We start from the raw sequence: 14,865 nt of genomic DNA on the forward strand, positions 1-14,865 counted from the left end.
TGCATCAGGATGCCGGGCGCAGCCGTTGCAGGCCGGCGGCGGCGACGATCACGAGTCCCTTGACCAGCAACTGCACGTTGGGATCCACGTTGCGCAACGCGAGGATGTTGTTGAGCACGCCGAGCAGCAGCGCGCCCGCGACGGTGCCGACCACCGAGCCGCGCCCGCCCGAGAGGGAGGTGCCGCCGATGACGACGGCGGCGATCGCGTCCAGCTCGTAGCCCGAGCCGTCGTTGGGGCCGCCCTGGTTGAGCTGACCGGCGTGGATGACCCCGGCCAGCGCGGAGAGCAATCCGCACAGGCCGAACACGATGACCTTCACCCGGGTCACCGGCACCCCGGACAGGCGCGCGGCCTTCTCGTTGCCGCCGATGGCGAACACGTGGCGGGCGAACGCGCTGGTGCGCAGGAACAGGATCGCCAGGACCGCGATCACCACGAAGATGATCGCGGGGATCGGCACGAGCCCGTTGAAGGTCCGCTCCCCCAGCAGCGAGAACGACACCGGCGCTTCACCGGGCCCGTCGCCGTAGGCGATGGCGACGCCTTGGCCACCGGACCAGATGCGCGCGATGCCGCGGGCGATCTGCAGGCCGGCGAGGGTGACGATGAACGCCTGGATGCCGAACACCGCGGACGCGATGCCTTGCAGCAACCCGAAGACGAGCCCGGCGGCGAGCACGATGAGGATCGCCGGCCACATGCCGAAGTCGTCGTTGACCATGAGGACCGCGGAGCCGACGGCGGCGAGGCCGAGGACCGCGCCGACGGAGAGGTCGATGCCGCCGATCAGGATCACGAAGGTCATCCCGACCGCGATGATCCCGATCTCGGAGACCGCGCGGACGACGTTGAACAGGTTGTCGCTGCTGACGAAGATGTTCGCGCCGTCGCGCACCGGGGACAGCAGCACCGCCACGATGAACACGGCGACCAGCCCGAACAGGCTCTGGAACCGGAACAGCATCGACACGATCGACGTGGCGGTGCTCGTCTTTGTCTCCAGCCGTTCGTTCGGCTCGGTCTGCAGGTCGGTCATGAGGTCCCTTCCCCGGCCGGTGACTCGGCCAGCTCGACCATGTCCGCGGCGATGGTCGAGTCCGTTCCCGGCTCGGCCACGCCCATCGACGCGGCGAGCAGGTCGGCCTCGCCGGCCTGGCGGGTGTCCAGTTCGGCGACGCTGCGGCCGTCGCGCAGCACGATCACGCGGTCGCACACGCCGACCAGCTCGGCCAGCTCCGAGGAGGCCAGCAGCACGGCGATGCCCTGCTCGGCCGCGGTGCCGAGCAGCTGGTAGATCTCGGCCTTGGCGCCGATGTCCACGCCGCGGGTCGGCTCGTCGAGCAGCAGCAGCTTGGGCTCGGTGAGCAGTGCCCGGCCGAACACGACCTTCTGCTGGTTGCCGCCCGAGAGCGTGCCCACGGCGTCGCGGATGGACCGCAGTTTGATCTTCAGACGCTCGACCATCTCCCGCACGGCGCCGGTCTCCTTGGCCCGCACGGCGACCCCGGCGACCGCGAGGCGGTCCACGATGGACAGCACGGTGTTGGCGTGCACGGAGTGCTCGAGGGCCAGGCCGGCGATCCGCCGGTCCTCGGGCACCATGGCCATGCCCAGCTTGAGGGCCGTGCGCGGCTTGCGGGGGTGGATGGGCTTGCCGTCGAGGAGGATCCGTCCGCTCCAGCGGCCCCGGCTGCCCGCGCCGAACAGCGTCTCCAGCAGTTCGGTGCGCCCCGCGCCGAGCAGGCCGGTCAGCCCGACGATCTCCCCGGCGCGCACCGTGAGGGTGATGCCGTTGGGCTCGCGCCGCCCGGGCCGGACCCGGCCGGCGTGCACGACGAGGTCGTCGATCTCGAGCACGATCTCGCCGGGTTCGCCGCCCTCGGTGTGGAACAGCGTCTGCACCGACCGGCCGACCATCGCCTCGGCGGCCTGCGCCGCGGTCATGGCACGGGCGTCGAACTCGGCGACGACCTGGCCGTTGCGCAGCACGGTGGCGCGGTCGGCGATCCGGCCGATCTCCTCCATGCGGTGGGAGATGTAGACGATGCCGGTGCCGGCCTTGCGCAGCTCCTCCACCACGACGAACAGCTGCTCCACCTCGGCCTGCGAGAGCGCCGAGGACGGTTCATCCATGATCAGCACGCGGGCGTCGAGCCCGAGCGCCTTGGCGATGGTGACCAGTTGCTGCTCGCCAGTGCGCAGCTCGCCGACCGGACGGCGCGGGTCGAGCGCGACGCCGGTGGCCGCCAGCAGCTCGCGGGTCTCGCGGTACATGCGCCGCACGTCGACGGTGCCGAGGCGGGTGCGTGGCTCGCGGCCCAGGAAGATGTTCTCCGCCACCGACAGGCCGGGTACGAGGTCGAGTTCCTGGTGGATCATCGCTATGCCGGCGTGCTGGGCGTCGACCGGTGAGGTGAACCGGACCGGGGTTCCGTCGATGGCGACCATGCCCTCGTGGTCGGTGATCTCGCCGGCGAGGATCTTCATCAGCGTCGACTTGCCCGCGCCGTTCTCGCCGAGCAGCGCGTGCACTTCGCCCGCGCGCAAGGTGAAGTCGATGTCCCGGCAGGCGAGTGCGCCGCCATAGGACTTGCGGACGCCGGTCATCTCGACCAGCGCAGCGACAGCGTCGTCGACAGCGATGTCCATGCCACCCCTCGACTCGGGGCTCCGCCAGCGCCTCAGAACCAACCCGAGAAATCGATTACCCGAACGCTAGGGCGCTCGCGCGGACGGTGTCAAGGCTGCGACCGGAGGCGGTCATCATTAGTGCCGCTCGGCGTCTTGGTCGACAACTGGCGAACTAGAGCTACTTCAGGTGACTTCCACGCTTGGAGGCGCTCACAGAAAACGATTACTTCGCGTGAGTGGTCACGCGGTACCGGTCTGGGCCCGCCACAGCTCGGCGTACGCGCCATTGGCGGCGACCAGTTCCGGGTGCGTGCCGACCTCGGTGATCCGCCCGTCACGCATGACAACGATCCGATCGGCGTCGCGTGCGGTGCGCAGCCGGTGGGCGATGGCGATGACCGTGCGCCCGTGCAGAGCGGCGCCGAGCGCGCGTTCGGCGTGCCTGGCCGTGGCCGGGTCCAGCAGGGCGGTCGCCTCGTCGAGGATCACCGTGTGCGGGTCCAGCAGCACGACACGGGCCAGCGCGAGCTGTTGTTCCTGCGCGGCGTCGAGCGCGATCCCGCCGGCGCCGAGCACCGTGTCCAGCCCGTCGGGCAGCTCGGCGACCCAGACGGCGTCCACGGTGGCCAGCGCCTTTCTGAACGCGTCGTCGTCGTGCCTGTCGCCGTGCCTGTCGTCGGGGCCCGGCGCGGCGATGGCCAGGTTGTCGCGCAGCGTACCGAGGAAGACGTGGTGTTCCTGGGTGACGAGCACGATCCGGCTGCGCAACTCCTCGGCGGGCAGCGTCGCGACCGGCACCCCGCCGACGGTGACCTGCCCGGAGTCGGGCGCGTCGATTCCCGCGAGCAGCCGCGCCAAGGTTGTCTTGCCCGCACCGGACGGGCCGACCACCGCGAGCCGCTCCCCCGGCCGCACCGTCAGGTCCACATCGGACAACACGTTGTGGCCGGGGCGGTAGGCGAACCGGGCCGCGCGCACCTCCAGCACGTCCGACTCGGGCACGCGCGGGTCGGGTGCGGGTGGCAGCGGCAGACCGTGCACGCCGGTGAGCCGGGACATGGCCGCGCCCGCGGTTTGCAGGCGTTCCATGCGTTCCAGCACGGTGTCGAGTGGATCGGCGAGCTGGTTGGCGTAGAGCGCGGCCGTCACTACGACGCCGAGCGGGATCGCGTCGGCGTGGTAGCGCAGCCCACCGACGACCAGGGTGACGGCGACCGGCAGGTAGCGCCCGACGTCGGTCATGGTGAACAGGACGGTGCGCAGCCACAGGGTGCGCACGCGGGTGTGGTAGCCGGTGACCGCGGCCTGATCGCCGATCGCGACCCGCTGCTCGCCCAGGCGCAGCGCCGACACCGTGCGGGCCCCGGTTGCCGTGGCCGCCAGCCCTTCGGACAGCTCGGAGGAGGCAGCGCCCTCGGCCAGATAAGCCGTGCGTGCACGTCGCAGGTACCAGCGCCCGGTCAGCACGATCAACGGCGTGCCAGACAGGACGCACAGGCCGAGCACCGGGTCGAGAAGCACGGCGGCGCCCGCCACCAGCAACGCCCGTACCGACGAGATGAGGATCTCCGGGATGGCGTCGCGCATCGCCACACCCACGGTGGCGACGTCGTTGGTGGTGCGGGTCATGAGGTCGCCGGTTCCCGCGTGCTCGACCACCGCGGTCGGCAACGCGAGCACCCGGTCGACGAACCGCTCCCGCAACCGCGCCAGGGCCCGTTCCCCGAACCGGTGCCCGGCGTAGCGCGCGCTCCGTTCGAGGATCAGCTGGGCGACCGCGAACCCGGCCATGGCCGGCACCAGCCTGTCCACTGCGGACACTCCCGCGCCGGACTCCACCCGGTTGACCAGCACACCCACCAGCCACGGCAGGCCCAGCCCCGCGGCGGCCGCCAGCCCGTAGAGCAGCAGGACGACGAGCGCGGCCCCGCGATCCTCCCGCACCAGGCGCATCGACGCCGCCCGCACCGCGGCGCGGTCCGCCTCCGGCAACCTCACCTCAGATCACCGACCACGTGGTGCTGGTCGACGTCCTCGTCGCCACGCAGGACCAGCCCGCGGTAGCGGGGCTGCGTGCGCACCAGTTCGGCGTGGCTGCCGGTCGCCGCCACCGTCCCGTCGCTCAGGAAGATCACGTGGTCGGCGCGCGCGAGGAGTTGCGGCGAGGTCGCCGCCACCACTGTTGTCCGGCCCTGGCGGTCGGCGTGCAGGCGGGTCGCGATCAACGATTCGGTGTGCGCGTCCACGGCTGAGGTCGGCTCGACCAGCAGCAGCACGTCCGGCCGCGCGTGCACGGCGCGGGCCAGGCGCAGGCGTTGCCGCTGGCCGCCGGACACCGTGCGGGCCTGGTCGTCGAGCACCGAATCCAGGCCGTCGGGCAGGGCCTCGACGACGTCTTCGGCGGCGGCGATACGCAGGGCGGGCCGCACGTCGCCGCCACCGATCACGGCGCGGACCGGGCCGGCGAAGAGGTAGGCGTCGTTGTCCGCCACGAGGATGCGGCGGCGGACCTCGTCGAGGGCGATCTCGGTCAGGGGCGTGCCACCCCAGGTGGCGGCGGAGTCGGTGAACCGGCCCAGCCGGTCGAGCACGGCCACCGCGTCCCCGGGCCGGGTGGCTACCAGCGCCACCATCGACCCGGCGGGCACCCGCACCCCGGAGACCGGATCGTGCAGGTCGGCCTGGCCGCGCGGCCCCGGCCGGGTGCCGTGGTCGGGGATGTCCTCGGTCAGGGTCAGCACCCGCAGCACTCGGCGCGTCGAGACGAGCGCGCGGCCGAGGTCGTCGGCGCTCTCGATCAGGAACGAGACCGGCGTGATCAGCACGGCGACGTACCCGTAGACCGCGACCAGCTCACCGACGGTGATCGTGTGGGCGGCCGCCATCCGCGCGGCGAGCCAGGTCACCACGGCGAGGAACACCAACGGCATCCCGACCGCCAGTGCCTGGATCCAGCTGGTCACCGCGCCGACCCGGTAGCCCTCGGCCCGCAGCACTCGCGAGCGGTCGCGGTAGCGCCCGGCGAAGAGGTCCTTGCCGCCGATCCCGCACAGCACGCGCAGCCCGGCGACGATGTCACCGGCACGCGCGGTCAGCTCGCCTTGCAACCCGCGGTAGCGGGCGTCGGCCTGTTGCAGCCGGCGCAGCAAGGGCCCGATCGACACCACCAGCAGCGGCACACCCAGCAACACGACGGCGGCCAGCAACGGCGAGATCCCCAGCAGTGCGACGGCAACCGCCGTGTAGCCGAACACCGCGCCGACACCTGGCCCGAACACGGTGAGCACGTGCGAGATGGTCATGATGTCGGCGCTGCCGATCGCCACCACTTCACCCGCGGCGACCTGCCGCGGCAACGCCGGCCCGAGCTCGACGACGCGGCGGGTCAGCACCCGCACCGTCCGGTAGAGCCCGTCGGTGCGCACCATCGTCATGGTGCGGTGGCGCAGCGTCCCGAGCACGGCGAGCGTCACGCCCGCGCCGAGCACCGCGCCCGCCCACCCGAGCAGGGCGCCGGTGTCCCGCGCGCGGACCCCGTCGTCGATGGCGCGCGACACCAGGTAGGGCGGCACCATGAGCAGCACCATCCAGACGGTGCTCAGCGTGGTGCCGGTGAGCACGCGGCGGGGCTGGCGGCGGCCGAGCCAGTAGAGATATCGCAGCGGGCCACGGGTGTCGGGTGTTCCCGGATCGGTGAACACCAGCGACGTGACCCCCATGATCTCGACGATACTGGTCCGCCCCAAGCGAAATTCCGACCCTTGGCGTTCGCGGTGTGGTGGTCTTGCCGGGTGAGAGTCGTCTTCGTGCACGGTGCTTGCGTCCGGGACGCGGCCTGGTGGTGGCACCGGATGGTGGCGCCCTTGGGTGTGCCGACCGTGGCCGTGGAACTCCCGAGCTGCGGGACGTCGGCGCCGCTGGGTGATCTTGCCGCCGACGTCCGGGCGGTCCGTGCCGTCCTCGACGCGGACCCTGGGGAGCCGACCGTCCTGGTTGGACACTCGTACGGCGGCGTGGTGATCACCGCGGCCGGTGAGCACCCGTCGGTCACGCGATTGGTCTACGTGAGCTCCATGCTCCCGGACGCCGGTGAGTCACTGGCCGGCCTGGCCGGTCCCGGTCCGGGCTGGGTGCAGCCGGACGCGGACGGTCTGCTGGCCATGCGCCCGGACCTGACCGAGGACCAGATCCGCCACCACTTCCTGGCCGATTGCGCACCGGAGTTCGCCGCCGCCGCGATCGAACGCCTGGCCCGCCAGAACCCGCTGGCTCTGACCCAACCCGCGCCGAGCGCCGCGTGGCGCACCGTGCCGTCGCGGTATGTGGTGTGCAGCGAAGACCGGGCGACTCCGCCGCAGCGCCAGCGCTGGTTCGCCGAACGGGCGGCCGAGGTGGTGGAGCTCGCTTGCGGTCACCACCCGTTCCTGTCGCGTCCCGGCGACCTCGCCGACGCGATCCTGGCGCCCTGATCCTCAGGGACAGGTGACGACCTGGCCCGCCCAGGAAAGCCCGCCACCGAAGGAGAAGAGCAGCACCGGTCCGCCGGAGGGCAGCTCGTGGCGTTCGACCAGTTTGGACAGTGCGATCGGGACGGACGCGGCGGAGGTGTTGCCGGAGTCGACGACGTCCCGGGCGATCACCACGTCCGCGCGCAGGTCGAGCCGGCGGGTCAGTGACTCGATGATCCGCAGGTTCGCTTGGTGGGTGACGACGCCGGCCAGGTCCGCGGTGGTGAGGCCAGCGCGGTGACAGGCGAGTTCGACGGCCTCGGGCAGTTCGCTGGTGGCCCACCGGAAGACCGCTTGGCCTTCCTGGCTGAAGCGGGGTTGCCAGGCGTCGGTGAGGCGGACGACGTCCTTGCGGGCCGGGTCGGATCCCCAGACCACCGGACCGATCTCGCCGCTCGCCTCGGTCGTGCTGAGCACGGCGGCGCCCGCGCCGTCACCGAGCAGCACGCAGGTGCTGCGATCGGTCCAGTCGGTGACGTCGGACATCTTCTCGGCGCCGATGACCAGGGCGTGCCGCGCCGCCCCGGCCTGGATCGTGTGATCGGCGGTGGCCAGCGCGGTGCAGAATCCGGCGCAGCCGTTGTTCAGGTCGAAGCAGACCGCGTCCGGCACCCCGAGGCGCGCGGCGACCTGGGCGGCGATCGAGGGGCACCGGTCGATCGCGCTGCACGTGGCCACGACGACCATGCCGAGCTCGCCGGGCTGCAGACCGGACCCGGCCAGCGCCTTCGCCGCCGCTGCGGCCACCATGTCGGTCACCGATTCGTCCGGGCCGGCGATCCGGCGGGTGGCGATCCCCGTGCGTTGCCGGATCCACGTGTCGTTGGTGTCCACCATGCGCTCGAGGTCGGCGTTGGTCAGCACGCGGGCGGGCTGGTGGTGTCCCAGGGCCGCGATGCGGGATCCGGACAACGGCGTCTCCTCGGTCGGGCGACAAGGGGCAGCACCTGCCCGCCGGAACTATAGCAACCGATCGGTCGGAAGCTAAGACGTTATGCTGGCCCGCATGAGCCCGCGCAAGTCCGTCGTCGAAACCCGCCACACCCGCCGGCGCATCCTCGACCACAGCCTGCGCATCGCGTCGGTGGACGGGCTCGAAGGGCTGACCATCGGACGGCTCGCCAACGACCTCGGCATCAGCAAGGCCGGTCTGCTCGGGCACTTCGGCACCAAGCAGGCCCTGCAACTCGCCGTGGTCGACGCGGCGGCCGAGTTGTTCACCCAGGAGGTACCCGGCCGGGTCCGGACGGTGCCCTCCGGTATGCCGTGGCTTCGCGCGGCGGCTGAGGCATGGGTGTCCTACCTGGAACGCGACGTGCTGCCCGGCGGCTGCTTCTTCACCGCGGCGGCGGCCGAGTTCGACGGGCGCGGCGGGCCCGTGCATGACGCGATCGCCGGGCTGAACGCCTTGTGGCAACGCGACTTGCGCATCCACCTCCGGCGAGCCATCAGCGACGGGGACCTGCCGCCGGACACCGACGTCGACCAGCTGATCTACGAGCTGGTCGGGACCATGCTGGCGCTCAACCACTTCATGCAGTTGCACCGCGACCGGTCCGCGCCGACCCGGGCCCGGCGGGCCTTGCACCGGCTCCTCGGCGGCACACCAGCCGACTTGACCTCACCCACCCGCTACGCCGACGGTCCCTGACCGTGGTCTGAGGGACTGTCGGCCTTGGCCGCTGGTGCGCCGGCCAGGACGAGGCGGTCGAACCGGGCTTCCTGCTGGTCGATCCGCTGGTGAGCTTGGGTCAGCTGCTGCTGCAGGTGCTCGACCCGTACCGTCATCGCCTGCGTCGAGGCCGCCGCTTCGACCGCCCGGGTGTCGGCGACGGCGCGGAGCCGCCGTTCCTCGGCGAGCTCCCGCCGTGCCTGGTCGCGTTCCTCATGGGCGGCGCGCACCGCGTCCTTGAGCTCGTCGGCCCGGCGGCGCGCCTCCGCGGCGGCCTCGGACTGGATGCGTGCCTGCTCTGTCGCGGCGGCAGCCTGGGTGCGGGCCAGCTGCGCGTCGGCGTCGGCGCGCTGCGCCCGGTCCCGCTCCCCCACCAACTCCGCCGCCAGCTGCGCGCGGTCCGCCTCCACCTCGGTCAGCCGGTCGACCACCCGGGCCAGCTCCTGCTCCAGCCGCGCCCGCGCCGCCTCGGCGACCTGGTGCGCGTTCTCGGCCTGACCGCGGGCCCGTTCCGCGGCCGCGACGCGCTGCTCGGCTTCGGCGCGCACGCGTTCGGCGTCTCGTAGCCCATCGCGCAGGACACGTTCGGCTTCCAGTCGTTGGTCGCGGTCCTGCTGGGCCTGCTGCTGGGCCTGCGCCGCCGCTCGTCGCGCCGCGGCTGCCGCGTCCTCGGCCTCCTCGCGGGCGAGTTCGGCTTCGGCCACCTCGGCACGGGCCGCGGCCGCGTCGGCGACGGCGCCCTCGTCGAGGCGATCCATCCGGGCGAGGAACTCCCGCAGCGTCTCGCGGAACCCGTCGAACACCGGACGGGCGTCGTCGGCGAGCGCGCGGAGTTCACCGACCGCCTCCGTCACACCCGCGTTCTGCAGCGCCGCGCGCTGCTGCTTGGCCGCCTGCGCGTGCTCCGGACCGCAGTACTTGCTGGGCCGGCCGCCCTTCTTCTTGCCGGTTTCCGGATCGATCACCGGCGGCGCCACCGCCCGTGTACAGCCACGGAACGCGCACAAGGCCTCATCGCTCATCCGCCGACTATAACCGATACCTGGTTTCAGTAAGCGGAAACCTCTACTGATCGATCACAGATCGGCCACCATAATCGCAGTTATGACGGTTTAGAGGCGCCAGGGCGGCGAGATCGGCGAGAGGTTTCGGTCCAACGGCCCCAGAACACCACCGCACCCCGCCGCGACTCACCCAGTGAGACGAGGAGGCGGCCATGCGGCTGCATCACGGCGTGACAATGGCGGCCATCGGCCTGCTGGGGTTGACCGCGTGCAACCCGGCGGCGGTGGGACACGACCTGAGCGACATAGCGCGAGTCGCCACCCATGACACGGCGGATGTGCTGCGCGGTGCCCCGAAGTCCGCCGACGGGGCCATCGAGATCGCCACGTCGACCCACACCTATGTGCTGCCCGGTTCGACCACCTCGGCCGGCGTCGACGCCGAGGTGCGAACCCTGCTGGAACCCGCGGCCGGCGACAGCGACGTCAAGGAGATCGCCACGGTGGCCTGCCACACGAAGGACGCCATCGATCTCTACTCGAACCCGGACGAAGCGCTCCAGACGCTCGCCGACAACCTCGGTGGCGACAGCACGCGTGGCCTTCGCGCGTTGAACCTGGCCCGGGAGCTGCGCCAGGCGAACTCCCCGGCCGCCGACGTGATGGCGCAGTACGCCGCGTTCCTCATCTGCGAAAGCGTCTGACCGGCCCAGCCCGGAAACGGAGGCGAGCAGGGTAATCGGGCCGTCAAGCGCTCACAAGGTGAAGCGGCGATCGGTAAATTCCCACTGCGTCCCGCGACCATCGGCGGGTGCCATCCCCGGAATGGCCGCACCTAACTTCGAGTGGTCAACCATGTTCGCTCAGCGATCACGCCGTGGTCGCCGATCACTTGGGAGTCGGGGATGAAGAGATTATTCGCCGTCGGTGCCGCCGGCATCGCCGCGCTGGCGCTGGTCGCCGGGCCGGCGTCCGCCGCACCGGCCAACCACAGCGCGGCCGCGCCTTCGCTGAAGGTCGCGACCGTGTACTTCGACGCATCCGGCGCGCCCACCTTCTACAACCAGATCCTGGCGGGTGTGTCGCACTGGAACGCGTCGGTGTCGAACGTCCAGTTCGTGGAGAGCCCGGGCAACGCCACCCTCTACTACACCGAGGGCAACGACCCGGCGGGCTCCTACGCCCAGACCGACGGGCACGGCAACGGGACGATCTTCATCGACTACACGCAGGCCCAGGAGTACGACCAGGTGCGCATCACCGCGCACGAGTCGGGGCACGTGCTCGGCCTGCCCGATGACTACAGCGGTCCCTGCTCGGAACTGATGTCCGGCGGCGGCCCTGGCCCGTCGTGCACGAACTCCTACCCGGACAGCAACGAGATCGCCGAGGTCAACTCGATGTGGGCAGGCGGCCTCGCACCGTCCGGCCACCCGATGCAGCGCATCTACGAAACCCAGCACTGACGCCGCGCACCGGCGAAGAAGGTCCGGAGCCCGGACGGCCTGCTCACCCTCAGGCCGTTCGGGCTCCACTCATGCGCGGACCGCGAGACAGGATTCGGCGCGTTCGAGCAGCAGCGCGCGCTCGCGTTCGTTGGCGGTCAGCTGCGCCGCCCGCAGGAACTCCGCCCGCGCCTCCTCGCCGCGGCCGAGCTTCATCAGCAGGTCGGCACGCACGCTGGGCAGCAGGTGGTAGTTCTTCAACGCGGGTTCGGTCAGCAGCTTGTCCACCAGTTCGAGCCCGGCGGCAGGTCCGCGCGCCATACCCAGCGCGACGGCGCGGTTCAGCTCGATCACCGGCGACGGCGTCAGCGCGGCCAGCTCGGCGTAGAGCTCGGCGATGCGTTCCCAGTCGGTCTCCTCCGGCGTGCGGGCACGCGCGTGACACGCGGCCAGCGCCGCCTGCAACGTGTACGGGCCACGCGGGCCGAGCCGTTCGGCGATGGCGAGCTCGGTGAGACCGCGGCGGATCAGCAGCTGGTCCCAGCGGCCGCGGTCCTGGTCGAGCAGCAGCACCGGCGCGCCGTCCGGCCCGACGCGGGCACGGATGCGCGAGGCCTGGATCTCCATCAACGCGGTGAGCCCGTGCACCTCGGCGAAGTCCGGCGCGAGCGCCGCCATGATCCGGCCGAGGCGCAGCGCGTCCTCGCACAACGCGGGGCGCACCCAGTCGTCGCCCGCGGTCGCCGAGTAGCCCTCGTTGAAGATCAGGTAGATGACCTCGAGCACCGAGCCGAGCCGTTCGGCCAGCTCCGCGCCCGCGGGCACCTCGAACGGGACGTTGCTCGTGCTCAACGTCTTCTTCGCGCGCACGATCCGCTGCGCGAGCGTGGACTCACCCACCAGGTAGGCGCGCGCGATCTCCGCGGTGGACAGGCCGCCGACCAGCTTCAACGTCAACGCGACCCTGGACTCGGCGGAGAGCACGGGGTGGCAGGTGGTGAAGATCAGCCGCAGCATGTCGTCGCGCACCTCGTCGGGAGCGAGGCCCGCGTCGGCGGCGTCGGTCTCGGTCGACTGGGTGTGCCCGAGCTCCTGGTGCTTGCGGTCGAGGTTCTCCTTGCGGCGCAGCATGTCGATCGCGCGCCGCTTGGCCGTCGACATCAGCCAGGCGCCCGGGTTCGACGGCACGCCCGATTGCGGCCACTGCTCCAGGGCGGCGACCAGCGCGTCCTGGGCCAGCTCCTCGGCTTGGCCGAGGTCACGCACCATGCGCGCCACCCCGGCGATCACCCGCGCCGACTCGATCCGCCAGACGGCCTCGATCGCGTTCCTGGCTTTGAGCGTGTCGGTCCCCGTCACGGGCCCCAATCAACCAGGTGCAGGCCCGTGACGGCAACCGGGTGGCTCAGTTGCCGCTGAGCTGGTCGCGCAGCCGCTGCTCGCGCTCGGCGATCTCCGGGGTCATCACGGGCTCGAAGTCCTCGAGCTCGCTGATCTGGCGGATCTCGACCTCGCCCTCCTGGAACGGGATCCGCTTGGCCCACTCGACGGTCTCCTCCATCGACCGGGTCTGCAGCAGCCAGAACCCGGCGATGAGCTCCTTGGCCTCGGTGAACGGGCCGTCGGTGACCGTCGTCTTGCCGTGGTCGAAGGACACCTTCGCGCCCTTCGCGCTGGGCAGCAGGCCCTCGCCGGCGAGCATGACACCGGCCCGGACCAGCTCCTCGTTGAACTTGCCCATGAGCTCGAGATCCTCGGCGGAGGGCATCGCACCGCCGCTGGCTTCCTGCTCGGGCGTGGCCTTCACGATCACCATGAACCGCATCTGACTCTCCTGTGGTCTTCGGGTCTGTCATCGGTGCGTCGAACGAGCCGACCGTGGATCGACACGGCTCCTCGCCGAATTTTGTCGTGCCCGCTCGCTACCGTGCTGCCGTGGTCGACACCCAGCTCGTTCCCGGGCACACCGACGCCGTCCAGGACCGGCGGCACCGCCTCCTCGGTGCCGTCGTGATGCTGCCCGGGTTACCGGAGCTGAACCCCGCCGACCGTTATGACCTGCGTCTGGTCACCGCCGCCTGGCTCGAGACGGACAAAACCGACGCTACTCGAGTCGCTTACTTCGGGGCGTTGCAAGGCTGGCTGGCGTGGTGCGCCGCGCGCGACCTCGACCCGCTGGCCGCCCGGCGGGTGGACGTCGACGCGTGGAAGAACACCGCCACCACCACGGGCGCGGCGCCGGGGCGTTCAACGGTGCGGCTGCGGGTCTCGGCGGTGTCCAGTTGGTACGACTACCTCGCGGGCAACGACCTGACCGACCGCAACCCGGCCAAGCTCGCGGGCCGGCCACGTCCACCGGATCCCGTGCCGACCGCGTTGAGCACGCAGGAGTGCGGCGCGTTGCTGGCCACCGCGCACCGGCGCGCCCAGGAGCTGGACAGCGAGCCGGCGTGGCGGGCGGCCGCGGTGATCACGGTGATGCTGGAGACGGCGTTGCGGGTGTCCAGCGTGCTCGGCGCCGACGTCGAGGACCTGCGCGACAGCGGCCTGCGCTACTCGGCCAAGGGCGGCAAGTCCGGTGAGAAGGACCTCACCCCGCAAGCGGTCGAGCTGGTCCGGCACTACCTGAGGCGTCGGTCCGAGCGGGAGGGCGCGCCGCCAACGGGCGCACTGTTCGTGACAACGGGTGGTGTCCGGCTCACCCGAAGGGATGTGTGGAACACGATCCGGGCGAGCGCCGAGCGGGCCGGGATCACCACCCGGATCACCCCGCACGTGCTGCGCGCCACGGCGGTCACCACCCTGCTTGATCTCGGCATGCTCGCGGAGGCCCAGGATTTGGCCGATCACGCCGATCCCCGGACAACCAGGCGCAATTACGACGCCCGGAACCGGTCGGCGGCGGGACACGCCCGGCTCGCTTCGGTACTGGACACGGCGCGTGACCAGTACCGTTACCCGAGAGGGGATTGACTGGCCCAGGGAGGGGACTTGAACCGGCGACACCGCACCGATCAGCCGGCGGACCAGTGGTCGGGCTGGTCGTACTACGGCGCGGCGCATCGGTACGACGTGCACGACACGCCCGAGGCGACCGCGGCCTGCGACCGGCTGATGGACCGCCTCGAGGCCGCCCGCGACGAACGCACCCTGCGCAAGCTCGCCTACGACGACAGCAACGCCTGCGCGTTCGTCCGGCTGGTCGAGATGATGGTCGACGCCGACCGCATCACCGACCTGCGCACCCTGGCCCTCGACGGCGACGGCCGCGCGTTCGCCACGTTGATGGAGCTGCTCGTCCGCGAGGACCGGGTCGAGCAGCTGCGTGCCGAAGTGCCGGTGTTCGCCTCGGCCCGCGCGTGGCTGGCCCACACCCTGGTCCGCCGCGGCGACGTCGACGCCGCGCTCGTCGAACTCGAACTGCTGGAGTCCGATCCGGAGCACGGTCACTTCGCCCACTCCGAGCGGTTGAACCTGCTGCTCGCGCACGGGCGGGTCGACCAGGTCCGGGTGCTCGCCGAGTCCGGCGACCGGCCCGCGGCCCGGCGGCTGAAGCACTGGTTGGCCTCTGCCCCGTGACCTCGTCCGAGCAGAAGCGCCGG

General features: G+C 71.5%; 14 protein-coding genes. 6 read left to right on the plus strand and 8 right to left on the minus strand.

What is annotated here, in order from left to right:
- Positions 1-4: 4 nt before the first annotated feature.
- The 4 genes from EV186_RS35455 to EV186_RS35470 all read right to left on the minus strand — a co-directional run bounded on the left by EV186_RS35455 (position 5) and on the right by EV186_RS35470 (position 6,353).
- Positions 5-967, minus strand: a complete 963-nt coding sequence (locus EV186_RS35455) for an ABC transporter permease (protein ID WP_243754500.1) — start codon at positions 965-967, stop codon at positions 5-7.
- 68 nt (positions 968-1,035) lie between these two features.
- Positions 1,036-2,652: a sugar ABC transporter ATP-binding protein gene (locus EV186_RS35460; protein WP_133853901.1), complete on the minus strand. Its 1,617-nt coding sequence runs from the start codon at positions 2,650-2,652 to the stop codon at positions 1,036-1,038.
- Positions 2,653-2,874: 222 nt separating this feature from the next.
- Positions 2,875-4,632, minus strand: coding sequence for an ABC transporter ATP-binding protein (locus EV186_RS35465; protein WP_243754486.1), 1,758 nt, complete (start codon positions 4,630-4,632; stop codon positions 2,875-2,877).
- The gene (locus EV186_RS35470) at positions 4,629-6,353 is read right to left on the minus strand and encodes an ABC transporter ATP-binding protein (RefSeq protein ID WP_133853902.1); all 1,725 of its coding nucleotides are present in this window, start codon (positions 6,351-6,353) and stop codon (positions 4,629-4,631) included. Before EV186_RS35470 ends, EV186_RS35465 begins: the two co-directional genes overlap by 4 nt.
- 72 nt (positions 6,354-6,425) lie before the next feature.
- On the opposite strand from EV186_RS35470, the gene EV186_RS35475 reads away from it, so the two are divergent.
- Complete coding sequence (locus EV186_RS35475) at positions 6,426-7,103, plus strand: alpha/beta fold hydrolase (RefSeq protein WP_133853903.1); 678 nt, start codon at positions 6,426-6,428, stop codon at positions 7,101-7,103.
- Between the two features lie 3 nt (positions 7,104-7,106).
- On the opposite strand, the gene EV186_RS35480 is transcribed toward EV186_RS35475, so the two are convergent.
- Positions 7,107-8,054 carry a beta-ketoacyl-ACP synthase III gene (locus EV186_RS35480; protein WP_133853904.1) on the minus strand — a complete coding sequence of 316 codons (948 nt, stop codon included), beginning with the start codon at positions 8,052-8,054 and terminating at the stop codon, positions 7,107-7,109.
- Between the two features lie 94 nt (positions 8,055-8,148).
- Here EV186_RS35480 and EV186_RS35485 point away from each other — a divergent pair, with 94 nt between their 5' ends.
- Positions 8,149-8,793, plus strand: a complete 645-nt coding sequence (locus EV186_RS35485; protein WP_133853905.1) for a TetR/AcrR family transcriptional regulator — start codon at positions 8,149-8,151, stop codon at positions 8,791-8,793.
- Here EV186_RS35485 and EV186_RS35490 read toward each other — a convergent pair.
- Positions 8,775-9,836, minus strand: a complete 1,062-nt coding sequence (locus tag EV186_RS35490) for a hypothetical protein (RefSeq protein ID WP_133853906.1) — start codon at positions 9,834-9,836, stop codon at positions 8,775-8,777. The genes EV186_RS35485 and EV186_RS35490 overlap by 19 nt on opposite strands.
- A gap of 194 nt (positions 9,837-10,030) precedes the next feature.
- On the opposite strand from EV186_RS35490, the gene EV186_RS35495 reads away from it, so the two are divergent.
- Both EV186_RS35495 and EV186_RS35500 read left to right on the plus strand, forming a co-directional pair.
- Positions 10,031-10,522, plus strand: coding sequence for a hypothetical protein (locus EV186_RS35495; protein ID WP_133853907.1), 492 nt, complete (start codon positions 10,031-10,033; stop codon positions 10,520-10,522).
- A 201-nt stretch (positions 10,523-10,723) separates the two neighbouring features.
- Positions 10,724-11,284, plus strand: a complete 561-nt coding sequence (locus EV186_RS35500; RefSeq protein WP_133853908.1) for a snapalysin family zinc-dependent metalloprotease — start codon at positions 10,724-10,726, stop codon at positions 11,282-11,284.
- Between the two features lie 69 nt (positions 11,285-11,353).
- On the opposite strand, the gene EV186_RS35505 is transcribed toward EV186_RS35500, so the two are convergent.
- Together EV186_RS35505 and EV186_RS35510 are read right to left on the minus strand one after the other, a co-directional pair.
- The gene (locus EV186_RS35505; protein ID WP_133853909.1) at positions 11,354-12,622 is read right to left on the minus strand and encodes an RNA polymerase sigma factor; all 1,269 of its coding nucleotides are present in this window, start codon (positions 12,620-12,622) and stop codon (positions 11,354-11,356) included.
- Between the two features lie 46 nt (positions 12,623-12,668).
- Complete coding sequence (locus tag EV186_RS35510; protein WP_133853910.1) at positions 12,669-13,088, minus strand: YciI family protein; 420 nt, start codon at positions 13,086-13,088, stop codon at positions 12,669-12,671.
- Positions 13,089-13,198: 110 nt separating this feature from the next.
- Between EV186_RS35510 and EV186_RS35515 the strand changes: the two genes are divergently transcribed.
- Together EV186_RS35515 and EV186_RS35520 are read left to right on the plus strand one after the other, a co-directional pair.
- Positions 13,199-14,236, plus strand: a complete 1,038-nt coding sequence (locus EV186_RS35515; protein WP_133853911.1) for a tyrosine-type recombinase/integrase — start codon at positions 13,199-13,201, stop codon at positions 14,234-14,236.
- 18 nt (positions 14,237-14,254) lie between these two features.
- Positions 14,255-14,842, plus strand: a complete 588-nt coding sequence (locus tag EV186_RS35520) for a hypothetical protein (RefSeq protein WP_133853912.1) — start codon at positions 14,255-14,257, stop codon at positions 14,840-14,842.
- The last annotated feature ends 23 nt before the right edge of the window (positions 14,843-14,865 follow it).

Source organism: Labedaea rhizosphaerae, assembly GCF_004362825.1.
In the GTDB taxonomy this organism is placed as follows: Bacteria; Actinomycetota; Actinomycetes; order Mycobacteriales; family Pseudonocardiaceae; genus Labedaea; species Labedaea rhizosphaerae.

Coding starts and splice junctions, on each gene's coding strand:
- EV186_RS35455 (WP_243754500.1), bottom strand. CDS start 967: ATGCTGTTCCGGTTCCAGAGCCTGTTCGGGCTGGTCGCCGTGTTCATC.
- EV186_RS35460 (WP_133853901.1), bottom strand. CDS start 2,652: ATGGACATCGCTGTCGACGACGCTGTCGCTGCGCTGGTCGAGATGACC.
- EV186_RS35470 (WP_133853902.1), bottom strand. CDS start 6,353: ATGGGGGTCACGTCGCTGGTGTTCACCGATCCGGGAACACCCGACACC.
- EV186_RS35485 (WP_133853905.1), top strand. CDS start 8,149: ATGAGCCCGCGCAAGTCCGTCGTCGAAACCCGCCACACCCGCCGGCGC.
- EV186_RS35490 (WP_133853906.1), bottom strand. CDS start 9,836: ATGAGCGATGAGGCCTTGTGCGCGTTCCGTGGCTGTACACGGGCGGTG.
- EV186_RS35495 (WP_133853907.1), top strand. CDS start 10,031: ATGCGGCTGCATCACGGCGTGACAATGGCGGCCATCGGCCTGCTGGGG.
- EV186_RS35500 (WP_133853908.1), top strand. CDS start 10,724: ATGAAGAGATTATTCGCCGTCGGTGCCGCCGGCATCGCCGCGCTGGCG.
- EV186_RS35510 (WP_133853910.1), bottom strand. CDS start 13,088: ATGCGGTTCATGGTGATCGTGAAGGCCACGCCCGAGCAGGAAGCCAGC.